35 protein-coding genes and 1 pseudogene are annotated in these 26042 nt (G+C 34.3%); 32 read left to right on the plus strand and 4 right to left on the minus strand.

Annotated elements, in window-relative coordinates; translation table 11 throughout:
- The first annotated feature begins 256 nt into the window (after positions 1–256).
- The 11 genes and pseudogenes from ADH90_RS01025 to ADH90_RS01070 all read left to right on the plus strand — a co-directional run bounded on the left by ADH90_RS01025 (position 257) and on the right by ADH90_RS01070 (position 9081).
- Positions 257–601, plus strand: coding sequence for a hypothetical protein (locus ADH90_RS01025; protein WP_049529582.1), 345 nt, complete (start codon positions 257–259; stop codon positions 599–601).
- Positions 602–676: 75 nt separating this feature from the next.
- Positions 677–1237 carry a hypothetical protein gene (locus tag ADH90_RS01030; RefSeq protein WP_239681976.1) on the plus strand — a complete coding sequence of 187 codons (561 nt, stop codon included), beginning with the start codon at positions 677–679 and terminating at the stop codon, positions 1235–1237.
- A gap of 272 nt (positions 1238–1509) precedes the next feature.
- On the plus strand, positions 1510–2580 hold the full coding sequence (locus tag ADH90_RS01035) for a hypothetical protein (protein WP_049529583.1): 1071 nt from the start codon (positions 1510–1512) through the stop codon (positions 2578–2580).
- A 23-nt stretch (positions 2581–2603) separates the two neighbouring features.
- The gene (locus ADH90_RS01040; RefSeq protein ID WP_049529584.1) at positions 2604–3773 is read left to right on the plus strand and encodes a hypothetical protein; all 1170 of its coding nucleotides are present in this window, start codon (positions 2604–2606) and stop codon (positions 3771–3773) included.
- A gap of 509 nt (positions 3774–4282) precedes the next feature.
- Positions 4283–5026, plus strand: coding sequence for a CPBP family intramembrane glutamic endopeptidase (locus ADH90_RS01045; RefSeq protein WP_049529585.1), 744 nt, complete (start codon positions 4283–4285; stop codon positions 5024–5026).
- Positions 5027–5177: 151 nt separating this feature from the next.
- A complete protein-coding gene (locus ADH90_RS01050) occupies positions 5178–5984 on the plus strand; it encodes an alpha/beta fold hydrolase (RefSeq protein ID WP_049529586.1) in 807 nt (268 codons plus the stop codon).
- An 11-nt stretch (positions 5985–5995) separates the two neighbouring features.
- A pseudogene (locus ADH90_RS10690) lies at positions 5996–6127 on the plus strand (ADP-ribosylglycohydrolase family protein); the annotation flags it as partial.
- Positions 6128–6339: 212 nt separating this feature from the next.
- A complete protein-coding gene (locus tag ADH90_RS01055) occupies positions 6340–6720 on the plus strand; it encodes a GntR family transcriptional regulator (protein ID WP_049529587.1) in 381 nt (126 codons plus the stop codon).
- A complete protein-coding gene (locus tag ADH90_RS01060) occupies positions 6713–7561 on the plus strand; it encodes an ABC transporter ATP-binding protein (protein ID WP_049529588.1) in 849 nt (282 codons plus the stop codon). Before ADH90_RS01055 ends, ADH90_RS01060 begins: the two co-directional genes overlap by 8 nt.
- Entirely contained in the window at positions 7561–8190 is a 630-nt protein-coding gene (locus ADH90_RS01065) for an ABC-2 transporter permease (RefSeq protein WP_049529589.1), read from the plus strand. Before ADH90_RS01060 ends, ADH90_RS01065 begins: the two co-directional genes overlap by 1 nt.
- A gap of 36 nt (positions 8191–8226) precedes the next feature.
- Positions 8227–9081: an ADP-ribosylglycohydrolase family protein gene (locus ADH90_RS01070; RefSeq protein ID WP_049529590.1), complete on the plus strand. Its 855-nt coding sequence runs from the start codon at positions 8227–8229 to the stop codon at positions 9079–9081.
- A gap of 231 nt (positions 9082–9312) precedes the next feature.
- Here ADH90_RS01070 and ADH90_RS01075 read toward each other — a convergent pair whose 3' ends face one another.
- Genes ADH90_RS01075 through ADH90_RS01085 form a run of 3 tightly spaced genes read right to left on the minus strand, consistent with a single transcriptional unit; the run spans position 9313 to position 11641 of the window.
- A complete protein-coding gene (locus tag ADH90_RS01075; RefSeq protein WP_049529591.1) occupies positions 9313–10029 on the minus strand; it encodes an ABC transporter permease in 717 nt (238 codons plus the stop codon).
- Positions 10030–10034: 5 nt separating this feature from the next.
- Entirely contained in the window at positions 10035–10841 is an 807-nt protein-coding gene (locus ADH90_RS01080; protein WP_049529592.1) for an ABC transporter ATP-binding protein, read from the minus strand.
- A gap of 2 nt (positions 10842–10843) precedes the next feature.
- Positions 10844–11641: a MerR family transcriptional regulator gene (locus tag ADH90_RS01085; protein ID WP_049529593.1), complete on the minus strand. Its 798-nt coding sequence runs from the start codon at positions 11639–11641 to the stop codon at positions 10844–10846.
- A 262-nt stretch (positions 11642–11903) separates the two neighbouring features.
- Between ADH90_RS01085 and ADH90_RS01090 the strand changes: the two genes are divergently transcribed.
- The 17 genes from ADH90_RS01090 (at position 11904) to ADH90_RS01160 (ending at position 22402) form a co-directional block, all read left to right on the plus strand.
- Complete coding sequence (locus ADH90_RS01090; RefSeq protein WP_239681977.1) at positions 11904–12404, plus strand: hypothetical protein; 501 nt, start codon at positions 11904–11906, stop codon at positions 12402–12404.
- A gap of 126 nt (positions 12405–12530) precedes the next feature.
- A complete protein-coding gene (locus tag ADH90_RS10695; RefSeq protein WP_239681978.1) occupies positions 12531–12695 on the plus strand; it encodes a hypothetical protein in 165 nt (54 codons plus the stop codon).
- Positions 12696–12886: 191 nt separating this feature from the next.
- The gene (locus ADH90_RS01095; protein ID WP_049529595.1) at positions 12887–13450 is read left to right on the plus strand and encodes a hypothetical protein; all 564 of its coding nucleotides are present in this window, start codon (positions 12887–12889) and stop codon (positions 13448–13450) included.
- A gap of 107 nt (positions 13451–13557) precedes the next feature.
- Positions 13558–13800: a hypothetical protein gene (locus tag ADH90_RS01100; RefSeq protein ID WP_049529596.1), complete on the plus strand. Its 243-nt coding sequence runs from the start codon at positions 13558–13560 to the stop codon at positions 13798–13800.
- Between the two features lie 99 nt (positions 13801–13899).
- Entirely contained in the window at positions 13900–14037 is a 138-nt protein-coding gene (locus tag ADH90_RS11450; protein ID WP_204373576.1) for a hypothetical protein, read from the plus strand.
- 72 nt (positions 14038–14109) lie between these two features.
- Entirely contained in the window at positions 14110–14325 is a 216-nt protein-coding gene (locus ADH90_RS11455) for a hypothetical protein (protein ID WP_204373577.1), read from the plus strand.
- Between the two features lie 62 nt (positions 14326–14387).
- Positions 14388–14795 carry a hypothetical protein gene (locus ADH90_RS01110; protein WP_049529597.1) on the plus strand — a complete coding sequence of 136 codons (408 nt, stop codon included), beginning with the start codon at positions 14388–14390 and terminating at the stop codon, positions 14793–14795.
- A 270-nt stretch (positions 14796–15065) separates the two neighbouring features.
- Complete coding sequence (locus ADH90_RS01115) at positions 15066–15452, plus strand: hypothetical protein (protein WP_049529598.1); 387 nt, start codon at positions 15066–15068, stop codon at positions 15450–15452.
- Positions 15453–15466: 14 nt separating this feature from the next.
- Entirely contained in the window at positions 15467–16438 is a 972-nt protein-coding gene (locus tag ADH90_RS10590; protein ID WP_049529599.1) for a DUF6892 domain-containing protein, read from the plus strand.
- An 89-nt stretch (positions 16439–16527) separates the two neighbouring features.
- Positions 16528–17295: an alpha/beta hydrolase gene (locus tag ADH90_RS01125; RefSeq protein ID WP_049529600.1), complete on the plus strand. Its 768-nt coding sequence runs from the start codon at positions 16528–16530 to the stop codon at positions 17293–17295.
- A 3-nt stretch (positions 17296–17298) separates the two neighbouring features.
- Complete coding sequence (locus tag ADH90_RS01130; protein ID WP_049529601.1) at positions 17299–18018, plus strand: class I SAM-dependent methyltransferase; 720 nt, start codon at positions 17299–17301, stop codon at positions 18016–18018.
- Between the two features lie 272 nt (positions 18019–18290).
- Positions 18291–19172: a diacylglycerol/lipid kinase family protein gene (locus tag ADH90_RS01135; RefSeq protein WP_049529602.1), complete on the plus strand. Its 882-nt coding sequence runs from the start codon at positions 18291–18293 to the stop codon at positions 19170–19172.
- A gap of 41 nt (positions 19173–19213) precedes the next feature.
- Positions 19214–19735: an RDD family protein gene (locus ADH90_RS01140; RefSeq protein WP_049529603.1), complete on the plus strand. Its 522-nt coding sequence runs from the start codon at positions 19214–19216 to the stop codon at positions 19733–19735.
- Between the two features lie 175 nt (positions 19736–19910).
- A complete protein-coding gene (locus ADH90_RS01145; protein WP_049529604.1) occupies positions 19911–20795 on the plus strand; it encodes a DUF4300 family protein in 885 nt (294 codons plus the stop codon).
- Positions 20796–20876: 81 nt separating this feature from the next.
- A complete protein-coding gene (locus ADH90_RS01150) occupies positions 20877–21197 on the plus strand; it encodes a hypothetical protein (RefSeq protein ID WP_049529605.1) in 321 nt (106 codons plus the stop codon).
- Positions 21198–21235: 38 nt separating this feature from the next.
- Positions 21236–21547: a hypothetical protein gene (locus tag ADH90_RS01155; protein ID WP_049529606.1), complete on the plus strand. Its 312-nt coding sequence runs from the start codon at positions 21236–21238 to the stop codon at positions 21545–21547.
- 48 nt (positions 21548–21595) lie between these two features.
- Positions 21596–22402, plus strand: a complete 807-nt coding sequence (locus ADH90_RS01160; RefSeq protein WP_049529607.1) for a hypothetical protein — start codon at positions 21596–21598, stop codon at positions 22400–22402.
- A 30-nt stretch (positions 22403–22432) separates the two neighbouring features.
- Here ADH90_RS01160 and ADH90_RS01165 read toward each other — a convergent pair whose 3' ends face one another.
- Positions 22433–23452 (minus strand): hypothetical protein, encoded by a 1020-nt coding sequence (locus ADH90_RS01165; RefSeq protein WP_049529608.1) that lies wholly within the window; start codon positions 23450–23452, stop codon positions 22433–22435.
- 122 nt (positions 23453–23574) lie between these two features.
- On the opposite strand from ADH90_RS01165, the gene ADH90_RS01170 reads away from it, so the two are divergent.
- The 4 genes from ADH90_RS01170 to ADH90_RS01185 are packed head-to-tail and all read left to right on the plus strand — an operon-like array spanning position 23575 to position 26037.
- Complete coding sequence (locus ADH90_RS01170; protein WP_049529609.1) at positions 23575–24081, plus strand: YfbM family protein; 507 nt, start codon at positions 23575–23577, stop codon at positions 24079–24081.
- A 31-nt stretch (positions 24082–24112) separates the two neighbouring features.
- Positions 24113–24964, plus strand: coding sequence for a CbrC family protein (locus ADH90_RS01175; RefSeq protein WP_049529610.1), 852 nt, complete (start codon positions 24113–24115; stop codon positions 24962–24964).
- 18 nt (positions 24965–24982) lie between these two features.
- A complete protein-coding gene (locus ADH90_RS01180) occupies positions 24983–25465 on the plus strand; it encodes a hypothetical protein (RefSeq protein ID WP_193389830.1) in 483 nt (160 codons plus the stop codon).
- Between the two features lie 17 nt (positions 25466–25482).
- On the plus strand, positions 25483–26037 hold the full coding sequence (locus ADH90_RS01185) for a hypothetical protein (RefSeq protein WP_049529612.1): 555 nt from the start codon (positions 25483–25485) through the stop codon (positions 26035–26037).
- The last annotated feature ends 5 nt before the right edge of the window (positions 26038–26042 follow it).

The following is a 26042-nucleotide window of genomic DNA, read 5'->3' on the forward strand; positions in this document are numbered from 1 at the left end:
CAGAAAAAGTAAAGAACAATAGTAAAAGATAATTTACCGAAAAAGATTTTTGGAATTCATAGAAAACATCGTAACTATGAATCCGAGGAGATTAGTTTTGATTGATAGTAAATTTTAATTGAATAGATTATTAGCCTTCGGAGTACTATGTGCCACATATTATTTTTATAGTTAAGGAAAGGACTATACAGCATTCTATCAAGATATTTTTACATAGATGATATTGCATTTTGTATTATAACAAAGGAGTACTAACATGCCGAAATATACCGACGAAGATATTAGAAAATTAAATAAAATCACATTAAAAATTGCTAGTGATTATTTAGGTATAAGTTCACAGGCAGTTGCTATAGGTCTTAGAAACAATCTTCTTCCAATTGGTTTTGCTATTCATAACGAAGAAAGAGACAGACGTTTTACTGAGAGCTGGTCATATCATATTATCGCCGAAAGAATGATTTCATACAATCACGGTAAACTATCAGAGATCCGTGTTGAAAATATTGAAGCCAGTTTAGATAAAATTATAGAGGAATTTAACGGTTTAAAACAAGATTTACTTTTTATATTAAGCGAAAATGCAGAAGTGAAGAATTAGAAGTTTTTGAATTTGCGTTTTCGCTTGGTAAATATAAAAACAGTGATGTAAAGTATAAGGGCAAAGGTGTTTCAAATGAAGATGATAAAGACCTTTTCTAGAGAAGAACTCTATGAAGAAATCTGGGAGATAAGTGCGAAACAAGTTTCGTTGAAATATGATTTAAGTTATTCTGACTTACTCAAGAAATGTAAAGAATTTGAAATCCCAATTCCAAAGGATAGTTATTGGTATCGTAAGAATACTGGACAAGACTTAAGTGAACTTATCGTTCCATTACCACAAAATGATGTAAATGAGGTTCATATTGATAGAAAAAGTTTAAAAAACAGTAGAATTAAAGTTGCTAAACATAAAGAAGATAGTACGGAAGATAAAAAAGAAGATACTGTTAAACTTGATACAACTAGTATAAGAAGTTCATTATCATTTATAGAGGACGATAAAATAGAGCGTATTATTGAAACAGTTTCAAATCTAAACCAGTCTCCAAATAAGAGATTACATAAATCTGTAGCTAATCTAAGGGATAAAATTGCAGAGTGGAATAAGAGGGAAAAAGCTGCTTCCTATCCTTACTTTGATTCTAGGCACAGATATAAACTATTAATAAATCATTTTACACATTTATTATAAATAGGTCTTTAATAAAAGGCAGTATATTATATACTTTCGTTCTATAATTTAGAAGATTTCTGGCACTATGTTTAGTCACTATCACTGCTTGTTAAATTCTAAAATCTTTCTATAAATCAAAATAGTAAGATTTTATGAAAATAAAATTTTTATTGTTCAGGAGAAATTAGTATCAAAGTGGTTGTTCGAGTTGAACTTCTTAATGGTTAAGGTCTTTTTGTAGTTTTAGTGGTATAATAAACAATATGAATAAGCTGTTTTGGGAGGACGAAATGACTGATAGTATTAAAGTGAAGAAAGTTGAAATAGACTCTAAAAAAATTCCCTTAGACAGCTCAACAAACGTCTCTGAGAAGATAAAATTGGGACAAAATACTACATCTATTTCTGTTTTGGCTGATACCTTTAGTAACTTTCAAGCAACTGTAAATGCTAACATTATTTCAGAATTAATTGCAACTTCAAATGTATTAAGTTCAGCTAAATTAGTAAATTTTGCTAATTTGACGACTCCTTTAGTAAGTCTGCCTTCATTAATTCAAGTGGAAAAAAGCGCTATTAATGTCATGTCAGAAGTGGTTGCGTCGTACAATAAAACGTTATCAAGTACACACTTGCAAGCAATTCAAAACATTGCAGATTCTGCAAAAAATTTAATTGCTAGCTATCAAATTGATTATTCAAAGTTTTTTAGTGGCATCAATGAACTTTTAAAATCACTGCCTTCGGTTTATACAAAAGAAGAAATTGAGCAGATTATTTCTCGAGTTCAACTGCTGGCAGAAAATGGATGGGTTATTTATTTTCGTGATAGAAATGTTTATCAACGTTTACTTGCTGAGGAATGGAATACCTTGGAGGACGAATGGTTAGAGCTGCTTAGGGATAAACTAAAAAATGAGGATTTTATTATTGACTTACAAAGTTCGCCGTGTTATTCAGCTCCTCTTGTAAAATCAATGGTTGATTGCTACTTTAATCGAAACTTTTATGCAGCATATACTCTGGGAAGTTTGGCAATTGATGGTGCACTAAATAGAATTTCAGAAATGACTTCATTAGAGAAAAAAATACCAGTAGGTCACCGAGCGATTAAAGAAATTGATAATATATTTATTGATAAGTCGTTTAGCGATGTAGGACTGATGCATTGGCTGTATAGTTTCTTCAAAGATACTAATAGATTTACACTTGATGAACCAAATCGACATATGATTAGTCATGGTCGGTGGGAGAAAGAAATCGAAGAACAAGAGTTTTTGAAGTTATTTAATGCAATGTTGTATATTTGTGATGAGTATGATTATTGGAAAGAAGTTATTGGTTATGAACAAGACAACTAAGTATTTTTGGAGGTTAAACACCTATGCTTGAAATATATCCTTTTATTCAGGAACTAGTTAAGTGTGAAACGACCATACAGAAAATAGAAGTTTTCAATAGATGGAACCTTCATGAGTGTAGAGTTTTTCTATTTGATGAAGAAAAGTCAAATTTTAGTAATATAGGCAAATCATTTAGCTATGGAAAGTTTAATCTGATTGGTTTGGGAGATTACCAAAAAATTTGGGTTATTGATAAAAATACTGTGAATGATAAGGATAATTTCTTACCCGTTGCCAGAATTGTCAATTATGACTTAAACATTTTTACCTACATACATGATTTATATAGAGGAAGAAATGTCCCAGATAAGGAGAATTTAATTAAATTTTTACACGAGATTAAATCGTTGCGTCTAACAAATAATATTTCAAATGCTTTAATGGAAAGATATACCACCCCAATAAATCGTGAATTATTAGCCAAAATGATTGAAAGTTATGTTTATTTTGATAGCACTAATTTTGAAGTATTTCAATCTAATATGCCTCAGACTCTAAAACCAGATAAATATATTTGGATGAAAGAAATCTGGGAAGATGCAGAAAACTACCTAAGCAATGATGAGGTGATACAACAGTACGAGGCAGTGTGTTGCTATATATTGAAAGCATTCATTTTGAAAAATACAAAAAATCTTTCTACAAAAGCTAAAGTCGCTGAGTTTAAACGCTATTGTTTTGAGGATTTATGCGTATTTTTAGAATTGGAAATGACTTTATTAATACTTTTTTTGAAAAATGATAGTGCTGTTCAAGAAATATTCAAAAAGTTGCAGCTAGGGGCTAAGAAGTTAATTGATAAAATACATAATACAGCATGGGATATTTTTCATATAAGACTATTGGAACAAAGTACTTTATTCAATTGTATTGAAAACTCAGATGTGATTTATCTCCATTATTTCGCAACTGCGGATTCTGGGGTGGCTGAGGTATTACGAGTCAATCCGATTAAAATCCTGGTTTATTATAATGAAAAACTTATACCTATACGTCGATATGATGCACTAGATTTCTTCACTCAAGATGAATTAGATTTTTATACTACTGCAGAAAAAATTACATTACGTGCGACGAAAGTTCAGAGTATTGATTTCTGTTCTATAAAGCAAGGATTGGTCAGTGAGTTAGGGGATTTCCTTACTAAATAAATTTTAATAGTTCCGTTCTATAGTATTATTCCAAAATCACTTTTACATACTTTCGTTCTTTAATATAGAAGTTTGCTAGCACCACATATTGAGGCAGTAAGCTTGTTGGTAAAATGCAGATAATCCTCAAAAGGTTCCCCGAACCTTTTGAGTCCACAAATGCACCATGTTGAGGCGGTATCACTGCTTGTACGAGCTGAGGCATCAGAGAAGTAGAAGCAGACGATCTGCCCATGCGACAAGGTGAGACCGAAGGTCGAGAAGGTGCCCTGAGGTATAGCTGTCGTAGAGTAAGGAGTTTACGACGAAATGATACGGTAAGTTCGAATCGCTAAATGTGTAGCTTTGCTGATAAAATCTTAAAACCTTTGAACGAAAGGGAATATGAAAAGCCTTGAATGTAAGGCTTTTTTATGTTTTTGTGATAGAATATAGGTAGTTATATAGCGAAACTAACTAAGAAGCAGTAAAAAATGTTATTTGTAAAATAATCAAGATATGGAGATAAAATGACAGAAATTGATAAAAGGAATTTAAAAAATTATCTTTATATTACATTTGGAATTACTTATATATCTTGGGGGCTTCTTGCCATCTTTACTCAATCACATATTTTTGGATTAGAAACGATTATAGGTAGAACATTACATATAGTAGGTGCACTTGGACCAGCTATTGCAAGTGGCTTTTATTTGAAAAGGAATAATATAAAATTTAAACATTTTGTATTTAGTAAGGAAGAAAATAGTAGTATTTATTTTATTATTCATTTGTTAGCAATTTTGATACTATTTTCTATTTCTTCCTTAGAATTAAATCAAGTATCCATTTATCTGATGCCACTATTCTTTATTCAATTAATATTTTTTGGTGGTGGACATGAAGAATTAGGGTGGAGAGGTATACTACAACCCTTACTTGATAAAAAATATACATATTGGCAATCTAATTTGATTGTAGGATCAATTTGGGGGATTTGGCATCTGCCTTTATGGTTTATAGTAGGAGAAAGTCATCAAGGATTTCCTTTTATTTTATTTTTTATATATACGTTATTTTTAAGTTTTGTTTTAGGGCTTCTTTACCGTCAAACGAAATCTGTGGGGTATTGTATTTTATTTCATGCGTTCGCAAATTTGTTAAATCTCTATTTTGTGTTGAAGATTAATCTTACTTTTATTATCATTTTTATAGCTTATTTAATTTATACAATATTAGCAAGTAATAGAATTAGTAAGGAAAAAATATCTTGAATTTTAGTACTGGACATACATTATTGAAAGTAATGATTGGCTATTTAGAGGATTTTATAGAGAGCTTTCTATTTGAAGAGACATCACTGCTTGTTTAAACTGATTGGACAAGGATGTATCTATTGAAAGTCTCACAGTAAGGAGTTTAAATATGAAATTCCATGAATTTGGTGATAAGAATTTGCCTCCTATCTTACTGATACATGGCGGTGGCAGTTCTTGGTGGAATTATCTTCGTCAAGCACGGATATTATCAAAAGACTACCGTGTTATTCTACCCACTTTGAATGGCCACGGCGAAGAATATCAACTCGATTATGTTTCTACGGAAGATTCTGCTTTGGAGATCCTAGACTATGTCAAAGCAAATTGTGGTGGGAAATTGTTTGCGCTCGGTGGTGTTTCGCTCGGTGGTCAAATTGCCATGGAGCTTTTGTCATTAGACAGCGAGATAGCTGAGAAGGCCATCATAGACGGAAGCCTCTGTATTTCTCAACCAAGGTTAGCTAAAATCAGCATTTTTCTAGTAGCTCTATTTGGTAAACTGATGTTCAGTAAATTTTCTTGCAAACTTCAATTAAGCATGATGAACAAACTCTATCCTAAACTGGCTTATCCAGAGGAAATAAAAGCTTATTATTTGGAGGATATGCCAAGGATACCTATCAAAACATTGGTGACCATTTACAAAACCTATATGGGGCGTTACAAGCTGAAGAAGACGATTTCTGCTAGCAAGACTCAGGTTCTGTATATCTATGGTGAAAAAGAATTGAACTGTGTGAAAGCATCGGCGAAATTATTTCAGCAGCTACATCCTAATACGATCCTGTATGAAGCAAAGGGGTATAACCATGGCTATCTATCAGCTTACCTGCCTCAAGAATGGATTGATTTGGTGGTTCCATTTTTAAAGAGTGATTCATCGGAAATGTGTAATGAATCTGATATGCCATAAGGAGGAAACGGATGCCAGGAGCAATAGTTGGAGACAATGTAGGTTCTGTTTATGAATGGGACAATATTAATACGAAATACTTTCCATTATTTCGGGAGGATTGTTTTTTCACAGACGATACGGTTATGACCTGTGCTGTTGCTGGTAAAAACGTTAAAACTTTGTAGAAAAAAATTTATAAAAGCCTTGTTCTCAAGGCTTTTTGTTATATTAAAAATTGTAAATGAAAAATGATTATTTTAAACTATAAAATAGTTTCTATTCATTATTAAATCTTGAACTCGTACAACTGTTATGGTATAATATAAACAGATAAAACAGAGATAACAGTTGGATGATTAGGAGGATATGGAGTGTGAATATACAAATTAATAATTCAAATGATGATCCGATTTATTTGCAGATAAAAAATCAAATAAAAGCTCAGATTATTTCGGGAGAATTAAAGGTTGGCGAGCAATTGCCATCAATCAGATTTTTAGCAAAAGAACTACGAGTGAGTATGATAACTGCTAAAAGAGCTTTTGATGAACTGGAACTTGATGGTTTCATTAATTCAGTTCAAGGTAAAGGTAATTTTGTTGCGGCTCAGAACAAAGAGCTTATTCGTGAGGAATATTTGAAACAAATTGAATCAAAGTTGCAAGATATTGTTGAGCTTTCAGCAATTGCAGGTATATCCGATAATGAGTTGGTAGAGATGTTTAGTAGTTACATGGAGGGGAAATATGAGTGATTATGCTATTGAAATTAAAAACTTAGTTAAAAAGTTTGATGGCTTTACATTAGGACCGATAGATTTGTCTATTCCTAAAGGGACTATCGTCGGATACATTGGTCAAAACGGAGCAGGTAAAAGTACAACTATAAAATTATTGTTAGGATTACTTAAGAAAGATTCAGGAGAAATTAAAATTTTAGGTTATGATAATCCTAACAGTATTGAATTGAAAGATAAAATCGGAGTAGTGTTTGATGATTTACTAGTACCAGAAGAGATGACACTTGTTGATTTGGAAAAATTTTGTTCCAGGGTTTATTCAAAGTGGGATAGAGATTTTTTTTATCAACTAAAAAAGAAATTTAATTTATCTGAAAAACAGGCTATTAAAAGTTATTCTCGTGGAATGAGAATGAAATTATCGATGGCAATAGCTTTATCTCATAATGCAGAAATTCTTATATTGGATGAAGCTACGAGTGGTTTGGATCCGATAGTTAGGGAAGAAATTTTAGATTTTCTTCTTGACTTTATGCAAGATGAAAATCATACAATTTTAATATCGTCACATATCCTATCAGATTTAGAGAAGGTGGCAGATTATATTGCTTTTATCAATGATGGTAAAGTTCTTTTTGTTGAACCAAAGGATGAACTCAAAGAAAACTATGGCATCTGTACTTTATCTAATGAAGAAGTTGAAAACCTTGATGAGGAAGCTATAATTGGGAGAAGGATACACTCATTTGGACAAGAGTTACTTGTTAAAAGAAATCTTGTTCCAGATGGAATCAGATTACAAAAACCGTCTATCGAAGATATTATGATATATTTTGTGAAAGGAGATAAAAGGTAATGACTGCATTGATATTAAAAGATATAGCTACTTTAAAGAAAACACTACTATTATCGATCACTCTCTGTATTGTACTCGTTGTGTATGGGGTATATGAAAATGAAATTTTTATGATACCGCTTATTTGTACAATGATACCGTTAATTTTAACTGCTATCGCTTTTGGCTATGATACGAAATCGAAGTTTGAACAATTTGCCTTTTCAATGCCTATTAAAAAGAGTAGCTTTGTATTGAGTAAATTGTTTTTTGCATTTGTGTTTGGATTATTCGGTTCAGTATGTTTATTTCTTCAATTAGTGATTAAAAGTGAGATGTCGATAGATAATATCATATTTATCTCACTAATTACATTAGTTGCTAGTATTCTGATATCAGCTATTCAACTTCCGTTTATCCTTAAATATGGTGCTGAAAAAGGTAGGCTGATTATGGTTTTAACCTACTTTATAATATTTGCTCTATCTAGTCTTTTAAAAGCAAAATCAGATTTACTGACTAATGTTGTGGAGTTCTTCTTAAACAATTCGAGGGGAATGATTTTTCTTGGAATAGTCTTTGTCAGTATTGTTATCATAGGAATGGCTATAAAAATATCTATTTTAATTATGGAGAAAAAAGAATATTAGAGAAGATGAGAATTAAAAATTTAGAAGGAGGTATATATGCCAGGAGCAATAGTTGGAGATATTGTTGGTTCTGTTTACGAATGGGACAATATTAAAACGAAAGATTTTCCATTATTTCGTGATGATTGTTTTTTCACTGATGATACGGTTATGGCCTGTGCTGTTGCAGAAGCCATTATGAATGGCGGTCAGAAGGATAACTTTATTGACGCCATGAAGAAATATGGTAGGATGTATCCTGATGCAGGTTACGGTGCAAGATTTAGTAATTGGGTTGAGGGCAACGATCGAGAACCATATAATAGTTTTGGAAATGGTTCTGCCATGCGCGTTTCTCCCTGTGCTTGGATCATGGATTGTGGTTTCTGTGCAAGAACAGGCACTTGGCCATCTAGTAGAGCTCTTGCGAGAATTTCTGCAGAAGTGACTCATAACCATCCAGAAGGCATCAAGGGAGCTATGGCAACCGCTGATGCTATCTTTATGTGTCGTTATTACTTTGGAGGCTACAGTGGGGATTACGAGCAACCAATCAATGATAACCCTATAGAGTGCAAGAGACGCATCAAGGAACACATAGAGCAAGAGTATGGGTATAACCTTTCTCAATCACTAGATGAAATTCGTTCTACGTATCGTTTCAATGAAACGTGCCAGGATACAGTACCTCAGGCGATCATTGCCTTTCTAGAAAGTACAGATTTTGAAGATGCGATTCGAAATGCGATTTCCCTTGGTGGGGATAGTGATACTCTTGCTGCCATCACAGGAAGTATAGCAGAGGCTGCTTATGGAATTCCTGAGTGGATTAAGGAAAAGGCTTATTCCTATCTAGATGAGCCTTTAAAAGATGTTCTTAGACAATGGGATAAAGAAGTTTCAATATCATAATGAATACTAACTAGTCAATATCAAACTATGAAAGATAAGGTTAAGGAAGTTGAGCAAATCCTTGGGTAAAGAGTTATCGTTTTACTAGAAGAAAAGTTGGAAACAAACTTGACAAAGACATGAGCTTGACAACTGAAAAATAGCAAAGCGACGAGATAAGAAACAATCTCGTCGCTTTTTCTTTATTTAAAGTTAATGTTGCCATGGATTCATGTTGCACTATTCAGGTATTTACTCAGATTTTTGTTTATTCAAGAGGAGGATACAAGTCATTACTGCAATACAAGATACAAGAATTAGATACCACAGGTTTTCAAGACTAAAATCATTCTCTAGCATCAATCTGTATCCCCAATAAGCTGGGAAAACTCGCCCTAATATTTGGAGAAAATCGGGTAGTAAGCTAATAGGAAACATAATCCCCGAAAGCATAATTGAAGGTAAAAATACAAGTTGCGCTATCATGGTCAGCTTTGCTTGGTTTTTTAAAGTAAGCCCTAGTAAACTACCAATACATAATGACACAATCATGTAGATGGACAGCGCAAGAAAGAATAAGGGAAGTTGTGTCGGCAGACTTGCTTCAAATAAAATAGGGGCCAGTAGCAGGATTACAATGCAGGTCATCATCAGATGAACAAAGGCAGAGAGAAGTATGCTCACCAATCCTAAATAAATAGGGACACCATTAGCATTATAAATCTTTTTAATGTCGCTTCCATAAATTTCGACCAATGAAGATGGCAAGCCAAGAAAGGCACCCATTGAGACACTCATGACTATCATAGATTGTATGAGCGTGCTTCCCATTTCAGGCATAACAGAAGTAAAAATACCACCCATGATGAGAAAGAAAATAAGCGGTACAATATAGAAAGTAACCAAGAGAGATTTGCTTCGTATATCTAATTTCCACTGTAATACTAGACTATATAAATAACAGTTCATTCTGATTACCTCCTTGCCATTTTTATGAAATGCTGTTCCAAGCTGCCACGATCAACCTTAATATCCAATATCTGAATTTTTTTCTGCTTGCATTCATTCAATAATGAAATTAAGGTATCCTCAATATTGGTCGTTTCAAAAGACTTCTCTGCTTCTTGAGTCTTCAAATGGATATAATATCTTCTTCCAACCTTGTCTGTCAGTTCTGAAGGAGTGCCACAAAAGACAATCTTTCCACTGTTTAAGATAGCAATGCGGTCACATAAGGTTTCAACTTCAGCCATATCATGACTTGCCAAAATGATTGTTTTCCCTTGTGATTTGAGATTCCGTATTTGTTCGTGGAGGGATAGTCTTGCTTCAACATCAAGTCCCGCTGTCGGTTCATCGAGGAAAATAATATCGGGATTGCCGATAAGTGCAAGAGCGAGATGTAGTCTTCTTTTTTGTCCCGTAGATAATTGCAGATATTGTGACTTCTCAATTTCTTTTATTCCAAGAGCCTTCAGCATGGCATTATTAATGCTTGTCTGATTCCATTTTGCAAAGAGCTTTATCGCCTCCATAGGTTTGATATGAGCTGGCAAAGAAGATGACTGCAGTTGAATTCCCATTTTGCCGTTTACAACAATAGTGCCTCCATCATATTTTCTCAGACCTTCAATACATTCAAGCGTTGTTGTTTTCCCAGCACCATTCACACCAAGTAAAGCGAAAATTTCTCCCTTTACGATTTGAAAATTAAGACCTTTTAGGACAATCTTACTTCCGTATTTTTTCTCTAATCCACGAACCTCTATTGCGTATTTCATGGCTACACCTCCTCAAAGGGATTGGTTCCAAGTCTTGAAAAATAAACTTGCAAAGCGGGCTCTAAATATGAGTTAACGATCTTTTGCTTTTCCTCCCAAGCGTTAGTAGCGGTATCAATATTACCGACTTCCATCAACTTCGGAAGCATAGTCATATCTCCATTTGTAAACTCCATGATCAAGCTCCAGTATTCTTGTACAACTTGTTGGCATTGTTCACTTTCAGCTGGCACCTTTTCTTTTTGGAGCCGCACAATCTCATCACTTAGGCGATTAAATCTGTCCATAAAGTCTACTCCGCTTTTCTTGTCAAATCGACTGCGTATGCGGTCCAGCGTATCATCATCAAAACGTTTAATCAGAGAGTAAGATTCATTCTTCATTTGTAAATTGACAATAATATCTGCATACTTTTTAAAGTCAACCGTCTGTATTTGTAAAACTTCAACTTTTAACTGCTCTATTTCTGACAATGATGCCTGAAGTTGTTCTATTTTCTGTCGAATATCATCTGCTTGCTCTGTAAGAGCATTTGCAACTTCAGCTGGAGTTTTCAAAGAGTTCAAACGCCCCTTTATGTCCTTGAGAGAAAAACCAAGTGATTTCAAGGATATAATCTGATGAAGCATAACTAGATCTTTATCAGTATAAAGTCTACGTCCTCCCTCACTTTCTGCTGATGGGGAAAGTAGTCCCTCTTTATCGTAGTATTGTAGAGTTCGGACTGTAACTCCCATTTTCTTTGCGACTTCCCCAACTGTCATAAAACCTTCTGGAATTGCTCTGAATTTTGCCATCATTCTCACCTCCTAATATATATTATACATCATGACGTAAGGTCATGAGCAAGCGCTTTATAAAAATTATTGATTAAAGATTTATCTATCTACCTCATACAGTTAATATAATTAAAAATGCTTGTAGAAACACCTATTTTAAGGTGACAAAAAGGGGATGAAAGAGAAGTCCAAAAACAATTACTTGGACTTAGTATATCTTTTTGCTTTGTTCAATGATTGGTGCTATAATGTAGTTAAAAAGTAAAGAAAATATAGGAGATAGATGATGAACTCAACTTATATTATTGTATTTTTTCTTGTCCTTTGGCTCTTGCTTTTTGTTGGATTTATGATTGTATATAGCAATAGAAAGAAAAAAGCTGTTAGCTTTGTTAGTGATAATAGTGATAAAGCTATTGTTCATTTATACTGTTCAAAAACTAAAATTAATGGACAGAATCTTGCTGACTTTAATCCAATAACTGGAGAAAACCTAGAAAAGGTAGTTGCTTTAGTTCCAGGGAGATATACAATTGAGGGCGTTTATAAAACGACTGAGACTCGACTGAATCAAACAATCAATATCAAATCAGAAAATATCAGTATGGATCTTGACTTGGAGGCTGGGAACACCTATTCAATAGCTATGTACCTATACTCTCCTGAAGAAAGACAAGAGTATGAGAATGGCAAAACTGATGAAGTTGTTTTGAGTGTTCCGTTAACCATTGTCGTGGGTAGTGATTTCATCAAAGCATACATTATTTGCTACAAAGAAAAATGATTATCTAAGAGGCTGGGCTTAAGTTTGTTACTGGCCTCTTTTCTAAAATTAAGTCAAGCTATGAGCAGCATCATTTTGTCAAGTAGGCTTGCTAATTAATCAGAATTTATGTGGGAGATAAATATTATGAAAAAGAGTACCTATAATCTATTAACTAAGATTCCTATATACGGAGTTTTATTAAAACAATCGAGTAAAGGTGAGATGAGGCTATGCAGTCTATTCCTTCAAGATTTGGCGGAAGAAGGGATTAGACCAATTGAAATTTATGAACTTCTAGAAGAGAAATAGCCAGGTGAAGTGGTAACAAGAGATCGTTTTTATGAAGGTTATAATAAAATACTTGAATTAAAGTTTAAGAAGTAGATTGACAAAATTTAATGTCTTATTTTTATTTTTCAACAGAAGTACCACAGGCTGAGATAGTAATAACGTAAAAATGATGAGAATTAATAGAAACAGTTAAAATTAGAGGATGATAGATGCTTATATTGGAATTGTATCAAAATCATTATTCAAAAGATTTGGTTGCTTTTGATTCTTTAGATGAGGGTAAAGCTTTTGTAGCTCAAATTCCTGGTTATACTTTAGAAAATGAAGATGGGTTTGAAGTGGAGTATGTGAATCCAAAACACTTGCCGGATTATATGGAAATTGTCTTCAATGGAAATATTGTCCCTTTATCTAGATTTTCGTTTAATTCTGAGGAAAATGTGGATATTATTTGGAAAGAGATTTCGAATCTATCCGTTAAAAATGATAAAGTAATCGAAGGGTATTCAAAAATAGATGCCTATGTCGTTAACAACGATGAAGTCAAAGCTTATGTCGAAGCAAGAGAAGGAAACTTTCGAAAGGCAAAAGACTTTTTAGAAGGCAATGGATTTGAAGTTGATAGAAGTTTTTTCGGAAGTGAAGACGGGGAAGCGATTGTCTACAGAAAACACGGTTCCGAAGATTGGCACTTCTTGTGTCACCTGGATCCTTCATTTTTAGAGATAGAAAATGTAGAAGGATATGTGAAAGAAGCGATGGAAGATATGTAATAGTCAACCAAAGTTCCTTGTGAGTTTGTGCTACTGCTTGCGTAGACGGCTTGAACAGTAAAGAGAAACATTTAGCACTATCTGGTTTCTTAAGGAGAAAGGGTATCATGAAAATGGAAATCGGGAAAACCTACCTAGTGAAAAATGATATTTTCGGTTTAAAAAAAAATGAACTCTGGACCTTAGTTGACAAGGGGTATCAGGCTTATTTTGGGGAACATAATTTCGTATTTGTCAATGATGATAAAGTGAAGGTATTTGCAGTTTTGCAAGATGGTTCAGAAGAAAATATGCCTATTTACCATCATCTGGCTGACTATTTTGAAGAAGTCGCTCGTGAGAATTTCTGAAGAAGGTGAGCTGCAAATTGAAAATGCTCGCTTTTAAAAAGTTTACTGAAATATTTTTGTGGGAAATCATAATTTTTAATATATTTAGTGAGAAAGTTAATGGATAAAGAATTTTATATGACACCAAATTCTGAAGAAAGCAATCTTGTCCTGAAACAGGCTTTGAAAGAACTAATCGAAGATATGTACGAAAAGAATATAATATCAGGTTTGTTAGAGGATGATATAGATAGTTAATCCTTTGAGGATCTTGTTCTTTCTTTAAGGGATAAACTTAAAGAATGCTATCCTAAAACTAAGCTCAAACGAATGATGAAGAGCATCCATTATGCGAATGGTTTTGAAGATAAATCTTTAAAAGAAAGTGCTTTTCTCTTGGATGAGATTGAACAGTATCTTAGTAGCAATCGCTTTCTTGATCATGATCAAGCGGTCAAGTTTTCTAATGACAGAATTACTGCTGATGGCTTTGAAATCAATCCCCAATCTCTAGTTTTAATCATGATTGAAAGTTTGCATAGCTGAGAGAAGCTGTATAGGATATTGAGAAAATATGCGTAATGATAATAAAAGAGAAAGGTATAGCTATGTCTTATGATTTAGTAGTATTTGAGAAATCAATCGCACCAGCTAGTAAAGCTGAATTTTTAGAATGGTATGAGGAGCAAGTGGAGTGGAAGGAAGACCACGATTATGATTCAATTGAAGTTAGTTCAAGCAAACTAAAAAGTTGGTTTCTGGACATGATAAAACTATTTCCTCCTATGAATGGTGACTTTGATATGGATGATGCTTTAGAGAGTGACCAAGAGCTGGAAAGTCGTTTTACTGACTATAGTATTGGTAAGAATCTTATCTATGCAGGATTTGCATGGTCACAAGCAGAAACAGCCTATAAGACAATGCTCATGTTAGCCTCAAAACATGATGTGGGATTTTTTGATGTCAGTGGTACTGGGGCAATTATCCTATCTGAAACTATCAAGTTGGATTAAAAGATGAGCCAGGTTAGTTCTTAGGAGATTTTATGATTTCCATAGCTTCCTAGCATATGTATTTATTAACCCTTTTACAGGGAATTAATTTTGGGATAGACGTCCTTACAGTGGCTATTCCGATTATCAAAAAGATCTAGACTGAAACCAAGCTGAAAGCCATCTGGTTCAGTCTTTTTTTCTGTTAATGTAGTATAATAAAGGGTGTAGGAATTCTATTTTTTAATAGGATTATTCTAAGAACGAAAACCATCTAGAAAGAGAAAAAATATGAAGCAATCACTTGAATTTTTAAGAGAAAGAATCACCGATAAGATGCCCTTAGAGGAAATGGTAGCAATCTTTGAAGACTTGTGTCGTCAGCCTATTGAGGATGAGATGATTTTATTTGAAACAGGGACATTTACAGCTATATCTGATAAGCCAATGTTTCAACTATCCTTAGTAAGACAAGCTCCAAATGAAGATGAAGAGTTTTATCAAGTTCACCTTGATATTTTCTATGAAGCAAGTCAAGACAATCAAATATTTAGTGAATCAACCTGGGATGAAGATTTAGAGGAAAATATCTTTGATTACATTAGAGCTTCAGAGGTGTTTGCCTATGCTAAAGAGCAGGAATACCAAGCGGTCAAGATTTATCTGGAAGAAACTTAAGAAAAGGTAGTAATATGTTTCATTTTTTTAAGAAAGCGACACACAAAAAACTTGAAATCAATCTTCAAAACAATTCAATGATTATTAACGGAACCAGCTTAGCTTTTCCTTTGTCCTTGAAAGATATTGAAGCTGTATTGGGAAAGCCTGAACAGGTTGTCAAAAAAGATGGGAAGTTTATCAAATACATTTATGACAATATTGGTATTGTATTTGAACATTCTTTCTCAATTAATAATCATTTAAAAAAATGTAATACCTACATTGATGAGGAACATTTGATTTCTACTGTTTTCCTCTACTATGGCGATGTTGTAAAATCTATGACTGGAGAGAAAGAATTGCCAAAGCAACCATGTCAAGCTGTGGTATTATCAGATGGAAAATCTCCTTATTTCTTTTCTGATAGGCATAGAGTAGGGGATTTTAACCTGATTTTATGGACTCCTTATGGAACGAATTTTAATGGAATTGCAGAGACCATCACTGACACACTTTCTATTTCCTACTTTCCAGAGGTCAAACACGAACGGGAAAGTTACAAGTTAAAAGAAACTGACGAAGAAGTGTTACGCTTTGACAATATAAATTTTAAACTAGCCATTATCCAGGTTTTAATGTATGATTTAGAGATTTTGAAACCTGTTTTTAATATTTTTGATTTTGCAGAGGAAGCCAGTGAGTTGAACATCGACACAGAAAGTATGGAGATAATTCAGCCGGCCCTTGAATATATGATGAATCTTCCTATACCTAAGAAATATGCTGAACAAGTTCAAGAAATCTATATGGATGGAGGAAATGAAATTTATCTGAATTTGATACCTCAGTGGGACGGTGAAGATGATAGTTTCGATTTAAATGAAGTTAGTCTTAAAGAACTGCAACAGTTTCCAAATCTGAAGCAAGCGACTATCATAAGCAGTAATTTTGAACATGTCAAAAAAACCTTCGACAAGCAAGGGGTTCAAGTGAAGGTATTATAATTGTTGCATTTATCTGAATAAATCATAAATGAATGGTATAAGTTCTTTAAGGATAAGGGCTAAAAAGGAAAGAAATCTGGTGATAGATAATGAACATTCTTGATCTTAATTCTAATCAGAAAGATACGATATTGTTAATCCACCCGATGTTATCATCGGCTCAAGGGATGAAGTCCCTCATTGCAGATCAGATGGGGCAAGAGTTTAGATATATCATTCCGGATTTGTCTGCACATGGGCAATCAGCTTCGGATACTTACGAGTCAGCTCTTAAGGAAAGCCAGATGATCTATGACTATCTAAAGGAACACCATATAAAAGACTTGCGTTTAGCCTTTGGCGCGTCCTTGGGTGGTGTTGTGTTACTGCAATTGTTGAATTACAAGGACATCAAGTTTGAGAAACTTGTTTTTGAAGGGGTTAGTTTATGGACAAATGCGCCCTTGCTTGATGTCTTTACTAGGTATTTATTGTTAATAAATCATAGAAAAGCCTTGCGAAATAGAGATATAGCTGTTCATAAGATGGTTTCACTTTATGGAGAAAAAGGAGAGATGATGGCGGATTCTTTCATTGCTATGGATGAAGAAAGCATCAAACATATTTCCCATGATTGTGCATTTGTGGCTTTGCCTAACCTTACGCCAGAGGAACAAAAAAGTTGTGTTTTCTTTTATGGATCAAAAGAATTCGACTTGATAGCTGCTAAAAAAGTTCTCCCCAAAAAGTATCCTCATGCCACATGTCACATTTGGCAAGGATATGATCACTGTCGCAAGATCACTGAAAATCCGGTAGTTTACTGTAAATTATTAGAAGAAATGATTGTAAAGAAAATATCAGTTTTAATGAGGTAAGACATGACAAGTAAAAAATCTGATCTTGAACATTATAGAAATATGTTAAAACAACCTTGGGGAAAGATTCAATATGAAATAACCTTTGCCCAACTTGCTCATCTGGAAGGTAAGAATATTCTTGATTTTGGATCTGGATTTGGTTTGGTCAGTGAATTTCTCTCTCGCAAGAATCAAGTTACTTCTGTTGAACCTAATGAGGAAATGCTCTATGCCAACTCTTCCACATCCTATGAAAAATTGTGGGGAAGTATTGCCCAACTCGCTCGTTTTACGGATAAATCCTTTGATCTTGTCCTTTGCCATAATGTTTTAGAATATATAGATCCTAATGACCGAAAAGACTATCTTCTGGAGTTCAAAAGAATTTTAAAAGATGATGGATTGATTTCAATTATCAAGCATAATCACGTTGGAAAAGTTCTACAAAGTGTTGTTTTTGCTAATGACATCAATCAAGCATTTAGCTTACTCAATGGTGAAAATTTTGAGAGCCTATCTTTTGCAAGTGGTTCTACTTATACGATTGAGGAAATATTAGCTTTGTCTGGTCTTAAATTAGAAAACTATTTGGGGATTCGAACATTTTACAGTCTACAACCAAATGAATTTAAGAGCAAAGAAAACTGGTTAGAAGAAATGACAAAGATTGAACTTGCAGTATGTGATTTAAAACCCTATAAAGATATTAGTTTTTTACAACATTTGTGGCTAAAAAAATAATAGAAGTATAGATTTTTTTAAAGTAAATTAAAAACTGATGTATATGAAAAAAAGTAAATGAGATGATTTCTTCATTTTGTAACTTGATAGAATTTTTTCCACAAATCTATTTTTCCAATTTTGAGAGAATAATTCTTAGACAGTTCATGATTGTATCTATTTTAGTTTACTACTTTCAATTTTTGTTTTTAGAAATTTCATTATATAATAAAGTGTATTAAAAATTTATATTGACATCCTAAGAGAGTAAATAGATATTGAGGAGAAAATGAATGAATAAAATTATGGTAATCATCAACCCAACCTCTGGTGGAGAAAAGGCTTTAGATTATAAGGAAAAGTTGGAAAATAAGGCTAAAAATTACTTCGAGCAAGTCGATACCAGAATTACACAAAAAGCTCAAGACGCAACCAACTTCGCCACAGAAGCTTCTAAAGATCATTATGATGCTGTTCTTGTTTTTGGTGGAGATGGGACCGTCAATGAAGTGATCTCAGGTATCGCTGAAAGAGACTATATTCCTAAACTAGCAATTATACCTGGAGGAACTGGAAATCTTATTACAAAGTTATTAGAAATCAATCAAGATATTGACGGTGCTATCGACGAGCTTGATTTCAATTCTACAAATAAGATTGATATCGGAAAATCCAATGGGTACTATTTTGGCTATATTTTTAGTATTGGCTCACTACCAGAAGCCATTCATAACGTTGGAATTGAAGATAAAACAAAGTTTGGTATGCTAGCCTATGCGGTTAATACTGTAAAGTCTGTGGTTACAGATCAAGCATTTAACATTACAGTTGAGACTGAAAATGGTAATTACATGGGCCCAGCAAGTCATGTTTTAGTTCTTCTTACAAATTATTTCGCTGACAAGAAGATTTTTGAAGAAGATAAGAATGATTATGCCAATATTTTGATACTAAAAGATGCGTCAATCCTTACTAAATTGTCAGTTATCCCTGATTTATTAAAAGGTGATGTCGTTGAAAATGATCACATCGAGTACATAAAAGCTCGTCATATCAAAATCTCTTCAGACACTGAGTTAGAAACGGATGTTGATGGTGACAAATCCGATAATTTACCAGTAGAAATTAAGGTGCTAGGTCAGCATATCCAAGTCTATTCTCAACCGAAAGAATAATAAACTTTTGAAAAGAATAGTTGATAATAAAGGAGGCGATGATGATGAAGATTTTAGCAATCAATTCTATTTCGTTTAAAAAAAGAATGATTGAATTACTATTTGATTATCTTTTCATACTAGCTTATTTAGCACTTCTGTTTTTAGGTTCTATGCTTTTTTACATTATTTTTTTTAATGGTATCCCAGAGTTTACAGAAATTCAGTCGCAGTGTCTTGTATTTTTTACCTCTGTTTTGCCAATCACTCTACTTTTTACATTCTTAGATTATACAAAAAATGGGAGTTTTGGGAAGGCGAAAGCAGGACTTCAATTGGTTTACAAGAAAAAAACTGTGCAAGCTAGCTTGCTTAGAAACACTATTAAATTTTTACCTTGGCAAATAGGTCATATGGGCACGATACATAGTTTCTATAGTGAGTTTGATTTCTTATCTATTATCCTCTCGTTTTTAGCTACTCTCCTCGCAGTTGCCTTACTAGCAATGATGGTTTTCAGGAAAGATAAGCGACATCTAGGTGATCTTATAGCTCATACACAGGTACAACTAAAAGGTGACTAAAATTAAATGTTTCATAGATATTTCACTTATTAGGGAGCGTGCTGTGTGCCAGCTTCCTTTTTAATGATTTAAAATCTACTTTACTTAGAAAATGCTTGGACTTAAAATAAAATTGAACTATAATATAAGAGAAGCTAATCTACCTGAAAAATCTTAGTTAAAAAGGAAACATTTTATGAAAGTATCTAAAAAAATCAGATTAATGAGCTGTTGTGCTTTAGCTATCTTTACTTTAGCTGCCTGTGGTACAAACCAAAACCAATCTATGGAAAAACAGAATAGTTCAACTACTAAGTTGGTTAGCTCAGATAAAGAGAGCTACAAAGGAACCTATAGCAATCTCAATAGCAAGGAAAGTGAAGAAGAAGTTCGAAAAGCCTTAGCTTCGCATTTAGATAAGGACAGTGTGGATGCTTTTTTCAACCTTGTAAATGATTATAACAATACTGTCGGTTCAGTTGGATTAGTTGGAGATTTTTCTACATTTACCAAAACCGAGTATGACGTAGAAAAGATAAGCAATCTTTGGACTCCCAAAAAAGGTGATTTTGTAGGTACCAACTGTCGGATTAACAGTTATTGTTTATTGAAAAATTCTATCGAAATTCCGAAGTTAGAGAAAGATGATTCCCTCTTGTTTGTCGATAATGATGCTATTGATAAGGGAAAAGTCTTTGGTTCAGAAGACAAGGATGCCTTTGATATTCTATTCTCAAGAGTCAAGACCGAAGCAACCACCGATGTCAAGGTTCATGTTGCTAAGATGGAACAGTTCCTTTCTCAATTCAAGTTTAATGAAAATGCAAGAATGCTCTCCGTAGTCGTTCATGATGATCTGGATGGGCAATCTCTCTTTATCGGCCATGTTGGTATTCTTGTACCAAGCGAGGATGGCTATCTCTTTGTCGAAAAGTTAACCTTTGAGGAACCTTATCAAGCCATCAAATTTGCGACCAAGGAAGATTGTTACAAATATTTAGATACAAAATACGAAAACTATACAGGTGAAGGTCTAGCTAAGCCATTTATTATGGACAATGATAAATGGGTTCAACTCTAAAAGGATGATTTGCTTAAAGAGTGGGATAAGAAGTTACCAATCGAATGATAGCTAAATTGATATGATTAGAGGACAGCAAGCATGGATGAACATACATTAAGAGTTGTAAAAATTGATAAGGAAGCTATTTTTGAGTTGATCTACGAAACGTTTATAGCGCAAGAGCAAGAACTGCTAGACCTCTCTCCAGTAGATGTTATCAATGATTGTGCTATGGATTGGGAAAAGGGGGAGTTTATCTTTGCAGCACATCTTCAAGAAAATAGTCTGAGAGAATTGAATCCTCTTCCCAAAGATATTCATATCCAAGAGTTGCTGAAAAAACTACCTGTTACGACAGATTCCGTTCTTGGCAAAGAAGTGATTTATAGAGATTTTTCATTCGACCAATTAAAAAAATAGTATAATAGTAGTAAATAAAATAGTCATAAGGAGACACAATGGATATTAAAGATTTTACAGAAAAAGAACAAGAAATGATTAAAAAGGGACTAACTTTCTCTAAGCTGAACGACAAGGAAACTGCCGATAAGATTATCGCTTTAATTCCTCAAGATATGATTAAACGAATTCCATTTTTTGTTAGAAAACATGCCATTACACGTACTGTTAAGAGAATCTCGATCGAGTATCCAGAGTTGTATGCCGTTGCTGAACGAGAAGGCCAACTTCCTGAAAAGGAAGCTCAAGAATTGCGCCAAATTCTTACAGATATTTTCCAAGAAAAAATGAACAAGCATAAGATTAAATAAGTTTTGAGATTTATCAATAAGATGTCGATTGAGCATTAGGAGTTGAGAATGGCTATTGATGGCGTTAAAATCATTGACAGTGATCAAGGGTATGACATTTACAATGAGGTAGTTGGTCGCTATAGAGACGGTGATCATGTGTCCAATATTATCAAGGATATCCTCGATGCAGAGAAAGATTACTGTCAAACTGACTTTTTTACAGAAATTTATTGGACTGCTCTTGCCTACTCACTGTGGAAGATTGGTCACCTGACAGACGATATCAGAGATAAAACCTTGGTGCTTATCAAAAAAGGGGCTGATCCATTTTGGTTGGAAATAGATTCAAAGGCTTTGAAACAAAGGCAAAAGGTCTTGGATAAACTTGCTATCCAGTTGCAAACTGAAAATCCTAGGCCTCTAAAGGTCACTAAAGCCAAAACTAAACGTAAACCTTATTTTGAAGAAGGAGATATCCTTGCTGTTAAGTTCCAAGATGAGTATGGTCTTGTCTTTGTATCTATGGTTGAGCAGAGTCCTAGAAAGCTTGAGTATCATTTGGCTTGCACGCGCCTCTTACAAACAAAAAAGCCCACCATCGATGATTTTTTGACCAGTCATATCTCCTGTAAGATGGATAATACAAAGTTTGCTCTCGTTACAGATTGCTGGTTCAATCACAAAGATTTAGGGCAATTATTAGAAAATATTGAAAAAATTGGACAGGTGAAACTTAGACCTTTCAGTCTTTGGATGCTGGCACCTGCCCAAAATTTAGAAGATATTTATCAAGAAATCACTAGAGATAAAGGTTCCTCTGGCCTTCGGTTCATCGAAACCTATAAACTTGTTGACGATATTTTTCCAGTTTAATGCTTATGTGATAAAGGGAGAAATGGTCAATCATTCCCATTGACTGTGTTGGGCTCTGACACCATAGCTGTCTAGGGAACCATCTGAATTGAACTTGGCTTCAATCCTGTACCTTTTCCAGAGGTCGTAATCTGCTGTTTGGATGGTTAGGATAAAGTTGGTATCCTTATCAGAGACATTATAATCAGCAGGATTTAGTTGAAAGATATCGATTAACTTTCGTGTTTGAAAATCTTGGAGTTTGAGATTTGCTAGCTTGACATGATTGATGGAAATTTTTTCTAGTTGCTTGCTATCCTTAGGTGTTCTGTAATAGGTGATGACGCAGTTTTTGAGCTGATCGGTATCTCTTCCCGTAGGAGTAAGGCTCATAAAGCCATAGGACTGATCATCCCGCTTGACTTCGAGAAGCTGACCGTAGTAGAAGTGGTCGTTTTTGGGATTGGTAATCAAGCTCTCTGCGCCTTTATCTCCCAAGGTAAAGCCTTGGTCCAAAAGCTCGGAAGCCTTGGTTTCTCCGATAATGACAGTAGTATCTTGAATGGTTACTGGAACAGGTTGAGCTGGAAGACCACTCATCATCATGCAAAACATAAAAACATAACTCGTTAAAAAAGCTGTCCCAATAACAGCGTTGGTTGATGCATAGGCATGACTGTTATGAAAGTTTTTTCTTATAGCTAGTACAACAAATTTGCCAATACTTTTTAAAACCATACTAACAAGTACGATGAAAAATTGTTTTTTCAAACATTCATAAACTGCTTGCGGGAAGCTATTGCCATGATAGTAGAAGCCAGCCAATAGGAGTAGATTTACGATTAAATAGATCAGCAAGAACCAATGAATCTCTTTAAGGGCATTAGCATCAGTGATTTCTTCATAGTCAACATGAATTCTTCCTTGAACAGCATGGCCAAGTTTATAAATCCATTTGGGAATGTCTTTGCCTTTTTTAACCGCAACTACAAGTCTAATATAGAGATAGATAGTAAAGGACAAGGATAGAAAGAAAAGAGCATAAAAACCCAAAATAATACTAGTGAACATGACTGTTTCCTCTTATTTTCCAATGAATACAGAACATTTTTGTTAGCTCCATTATAGCACTTTCTTGGGAAATAGAGCTAGAAATATCCGAATGATACTAACTGATTCAAAGGAGTAAAATCATGGGAATGATTGCCAATTATCAATATTTACCGGACGATAAATTAAAACAAATAAAAGGTCTTTCCAATCAAGGAGATGACTTGTTAGATTTTGCTGAGGATTCCGCTGATAGTCATGATATCTTAATAGATATTGACAAAATGTGGGATGCCTTGGTCTTTGTCATGACAGGATTTAGTAGTTCAGAATTTTTGGACGATAATCCCTTGAGAGAAGCGGTCTTAGGAGTAACTCCTTTAGAAGAAGTGTCTGAGTACATAGCCTATACTGAAAAAAACAAGATAGCCGAGATCGTAAAAGCTCTAGAAAGTTTTGATATGCACAGAGCCTTGGCAGACTTTAGTATGGAAGCATGCAAGAAAGCTGACTTGTATCCTGATATTTGGGATTATCTTGAGGAAGAGGAAGAAATCAAGGATGATATTTTAACCTGCTTTGTCAAAATGAAAGACTTTTACAAGGAAATCTTAAACCATAAGGGGAATGTCTTAGTGACTATTTGTTAAGGTTTTTATATTCCATTAGAAAGGTATTCCCATGAATCCATTTCTAGAAAAGTATATTACTTTAAAAAAGCAATACCTAGACCAAGATGGAAATCCTTCAAGTGTTGCAGCCCTTTATGATTTGGCTGATGAATTAGCTAAATCTGATGATTTAGAAGCGAAGAAAGTCTTAGTTGACCTCTATGAACAATTGGGTCTCTACACTAGGGCCTATAGCTTATTTACTGAAATCTTAGACAAACCTGATCGAAAACAGATAAAGAAACTGAGCCGTTTACAAGAAATGAGTCAGAGTCATGGCGATCGTTTTGCCCTTCCTCGTCCTCTAAGAAAAGAAGAGAAGAAGCAGAGAAAAGAGCTATCACACTCTTTGCCACATTTTATTTACCATCCAGATCCTCTAGCAACGGGAGCTTTTGTAGAGGGAGAAGCCAAGATTTGTCCATCTTGTGGGAAAGAAAGCACTGTTTATTATGACTTGATTCCTTACTGTATTGACAACATAGAATACCTTTGCCCATTTTGTATTGCAAACGGTCAAGCGGCCAAAAAATTCGATGCGGAATTTATCCAAGATGCCGAGTGGCAGGGTGAATTGGATCCAGAAAAGAATCAGCTACTTTTTTGTCAGACCCCAGGCTACTCTAGTTGGCAGGGTGAATATTGGTTATCTTGTTGTCAAGATTACTGCGCTTACTTAGGTACAGTTGGAACACGAGAATTGAAGGACATGGGAATCGCTGAGCAAGTCTTGGCAGACTATGAAGCGCGTGAAGAATATCAAGAGGTAGAAGACTACTTGGTCAAAGACGGGCCTATCTGTGGTTACCTTTTCAGATGCCTACATTGTCAAAAATACCAGATCTGGGTTGATGCAGATTAAATCGGATTGTGATTTGCTATGAAAATTAAAGAGAAGACTATGGAAGAACTAGAATTATTCGAAGCCGCCTCCAAAGATTTATTAGATACTATGCAGGGATTTAAAGACAATCTATCTGCTCAATTTTCCCTATTTGATAGTGATAACTGGAAGTATGATAAGGGATCGATAAAGGTTTGTAAGGCTGATGAGTCAGGATTCAAAAAAAGATGTAGGGTCGGAATCAGCTACAACTTGAAAGTCTCCCTATTAAACGAAGATGCCGAGCAAATCTGGCTACTGTTTAAAGACTGGTTCAATGCTAGCAGGTTGAATCAAGTTGAAAGAAATTCTAATAATGAAGATTTGGGAAGATATGTCTTCTCAGCAAGTTCCCCTCTAGGTGATCAGGTAGATTGTTCGATTTATTTGCCTAATGAGTGGAATATCCCTCAGATTAGCTTTTCAGGCTATCTAACAGCTCGTTATAGGGCTTGTGATCTTGATAAATCGCAAGGATAAGATGGAGGTTTTTAGAGATGAGAAAGATTGATTGGGACAATATAAAGACTCGTTTAGATGCCTTGCTAGTCATTGACGAATATCTGACAGATCCGAGTGAGGATTGGCTCAGACTCGTGTTTAAAACTGAGGAAGACTATGGAGTTCGCTACCTTATTGACAATGGCTCTGGTGATTCTTTAGATGTGATTTTGACTGCTAAAATGATCCTCATAAAAGGTTTTGATCATGAAAGTAGTTTAAGCCAGTTTGCTGCTGACGAGTGGAATCAAGACGTCATTGATAGTTTTTATAAAGGACTGGATGAAAAGTATCTCTCACTTTATTCAGAAGACCAAAAAGATGAAACAACCTTCTTTATCTGGTATGACGGTCATGCGCATCAACACACTTACCAAGAGCAGGATGGCGGAGAATGGTTGCTCTCTTACCTTTTTGATAGCTTTGAGAGATTTCATGAGTTTGTGACTGACTATTATGAAATTACCGTAGATAAAGATTTACTTAGGAAACTTTACATGGAAGGCTTTCTTTCAGACCTAGAATTAAACCAATTAATCCAGAAAAATTAAGAGGT

Source organism: Streptococcus pseudopneumoniae, from assembly GCF_001073085.1.
Lineage (GTDB): Bacteria > Bacillota > Bacilli > Lactobacillales > Streptococcaceae > Streptococcus > Streptococcus pseudopneumoniae_M.